Annotated in this window: 3 protein-coding genes; 2 read left to right on the top strand and 1 reads right to left on the bottom strand. The window is 54.0% G+C overall.

Annotated elements, in window-relative coordinates; translation table 11 throughout:
* Positions 1–443, top strand: a 443-nt coding sequence (locus E8M78_RS23200; protein ID WP_137137288.1) for an HlyD family efflux transporter periplasmic adaptor subunit, incomplete at its 5' end; no start/stop codon positions are given.
* 152 nt (positions 444–595) lie between these two features.
* Positions 596–1,150, top strand: coding sequence for a recombinase family protein (locus E8M78_RS23195; RefSeq protein WP_137137294.1), 555 nt, complete (start codon positions 596–598; stop codon positions 1,148–1,150).
* Between the two features lie 175 nt (positions 1,151–1,325).
* On the opposite strand, the gene E8M78_RS23710 is transcribed toward E8M78_RS23195, so the two are convergent.
* On the bottom strand, positions 1,326–3,120 hold a 1,795-nt coding region (locus E8M78_RS23710), incomplete at its 5' end, for a calcium-binding protein (RefSeq protein ID WP_205910292.1).

Here is a 3,120-nt window from a genome sequence, read left to right as displayed (position 1 = left end):
CTCCGCAAACGGGCATCGTCCATGAACTCACCGCCCACACCATTGGTGGCGTCATCGCTCCAGGTGAGACAATCATGCAAATCGTGCCGGTCAACGATACGCTCGTGATCGAGGCGCGCGTTCAACCGGCCGATATTGATCAATTACATGTCGGGCAGAAAGCGGCGCTGCGCTTTACAGCCTTCAATCAGCGGACAACGCCGGAAATCCTTGGCGAGATCAAGACGGTTGCAGCTGACCTCATCATCAATCAGCAGACTGGTGAATCCTGGTACACGACCCGGATCCATATTTCTCCTGATGAGCTGGCTCGTCTGGGCAACATGCCGCTTCTGGCGGGCATGCCCGTCGAGGCATTTATCCAGACGGGAGAGCGCACAGCGATTTCCTATCTTGTGAAGCCTCTGGCCGACCAGATCGCAAGAGCCATGCGTGAGGAGTGAGAGCTGATTATGATCGACAGTGCTTCGGCTGCACCATTAAGGTATACCTACTGAGACGATCTCCTTGACACACAAATCAGTGTATCATTTGGGTTGATTTTGCAGTTATGAGACGCTACCGATTGAAGGTCCAGAACCTAATGAGACGTTTCATGGCAATTTACGGGTATGCGCGGGTCAGCACCATCGACCAGGATCTGGCGATTCAAGAGGCGGCTCTGAAGGCGGCCGGATGCACGGTCATTCGGGCGGAAAAGAAATCCGGATCGACCAAGCAGGATCGGAAAGAGCTTAACACGCTTCTGGAATTCATGCGCGACGGCGACATTCTTGTAGTGACGCGGGTCGATCGGCTGGCGCGGTCAGTTGGGGATCTGCAGGACATCGTTCGGCTGCTCAAGCAAAAAGGGGTGACGCTGAAGGCGACGGAACAGCCGATCGACACTAGCTCGGCGGCCGGGAAAGCTTTCCTCGATATGCTAGGCGTATTTGCCGAGTTCGAGACGAACCTTCGTAGAGAACGACAGATGGAAGGCATCGCTGCAGCAAAGATCAGAGGGGTCTACAAAGGCAGGAAGCCCCATGTTGATATTGCTGAGATCCGCCGACTGAAATCCGACGGGATGGGCCCAACAGAAATTGCCAAGACGCTGAACATAGGTCGCGCCAGCGTGTACCGCGCCCTTAGAGAAGCCGCATCATCATAGGGTGAGATGGCCGCTTTTCAGATGGTGACAATCCCGCACAGGAGCCGCACCTGCAAAGTCGCAATCTATAGCTTTCTGGCTAGTCCAAGTACCCAGTGAAGCGAACTTATGCCGCCAATGCGAGTGGATTTTAAGCGGCCGCATGAAAAATCTACGGCCGCTCAAGTAAGTGCAATCAAGCAAACAAGAAATCGCTGGCCTGCAGGTCTGCCAGGGCAACGCCCTCCAAGCGGACATAGGTATTGGCACTGGTATAGATCCAGGTCGAGCCTGCAACCCATTCTGCCGCCGATGCCGTAACGTCTGAAAAACTCCGGAGAGATGAAACCGACCGTAGATCCAGCTTATCCACGCCGACCTCAAAATCGTTGATCCAGTCCTCGCCGTCATCCGCATTCAGCACGAACACATCCGAACCCGCACCTCCGACCATAAAGTCGTTACCGGTCCCCCCAATGATAACATCGTTGCCGTCTTCACCAAAGATTGTGTCGTTCGCGGCGTCGCCATAGATCGTATCGTTACCACTGAAAGCGTAAATCGTATCGTTACCTGCAGCGCCGTGGATCAGGTCATTTACATCGATAAAGCCTTCGATGGTGTCATCGCCTGCGGTTGCTTTCTGGCTGAGGTGAATTTGGCGCAAATCACTGACTGCCCATACCGTGTTGTCTTTGAAGTGAACTTGCTCGATAACTGTGCTTCCTGCAAAAAATCCGCCCTTGATCGTGACAGAGTCATCATTGCCGAAGCCAAGAACCACGTCCCAGATATCCGCACTTCCCCTTCCGACTGTCACCGAACCGGGCGAAATACCGGCACCAAGCTCCAGAACATCTGTCGAGGTCGGATCAGCCCAATCTTCAATTGTATCATGTCCGTCGCCTGGGCGATATCGATAGGTATCGCTACCCGCCCCGCCCTCAAGTCTGTCATTGCCGAGGCCACCGCGAAGGGTGTCATTTTCAAGAGTGCCGACGATGGTGTCGTCACCGGCAGTGCCTACAATCGAACCTGTGTCATCGTCTTGGTCAAACGTGAGATCGCTGAAAGCGATAATTCTGTCGCTAAAGCTAAAGTACTCAACATTGGTAACTACGTCTACGGAGCTTGCAGCAGACACCCGAACCGCTCCGGACGCCAACAAAGTGAGGCTATACTGACTCCGCGCAAGAGCGAAGACAACGGTATCCGAGCCGTCACCCCCGTCGATGCTGTCTGAACCTGCTGCACCTCCATCCAGTGAATTATCACCTGCATCACCGGCAATAGTATCGTCGCCATTTCCGCCGATGACGTTTTCGATATTCCGAATTACATCTTGGCCAATATCGGCACCCGAAGCAGTCCCAGATGCAAGGTTGACCGAAACAGCCTGAGGTGCTCCGGCAAAGCTAATGGTATCATTACCCGCACCACCATCGAACGTCTCGTTCCCAGAGCTTCCAATCGAGCTTGTCAGCATCATGTCCGGACCGGACGTACCGTTGCGTGGGTCAGGCGTTTCGTCATCCGGCTCTCTCCCACCGTCGAGTCCACCGGGTATCCCCTCCATGTCCGGTGCCTGGCTCTTCTCCGCTTCATGATCGGCAAGGGCAGTCTTAAACGCGGATGGTATTGTAATTGGACCGAAGTCCAGATGTGGCCGCCCGAACACGGTCTGCCATGAGGATCCCGATACTGTCTTGTCATCAAAGACAAGGCTGATTCCCGATCCAAAAGCACTCCAGTCCGGCTCACTTTTCCAGACCGGCTGCTCAATATAACCTCGAATACCCTCTATGTAGATGCTGTCCTCTGTTCCAGCGAAAAGCATAAGGAACCCACCGGATATTTCCCAGACATGGATGTCGCCCTGGGTATACTGTAGCGTCACCTGATAGTCGTAGACACCCACGACCTCACTGCTATTGACGCCATCAAGTACTATCTCTTTCAGGGTTGTTCGATCGGTGATGTAGTCACTTCCG

Origin of the sequence: Rhizobium sp. FKY42 (assembly GCF_005222835.1) — a bacterium.
In the GTDB taxonomy this organism is placed as follows: domain Bacteria; phylum Pseudomonadota; class Alphaproteobacteria; order Rhizobiales; family Rhizobiaceae; genus Neorhizobium.
Note: the sequence above shows the minus strand (reverse complement) of the source record. Positions and strands in the feature narration are given on the sequence as shown.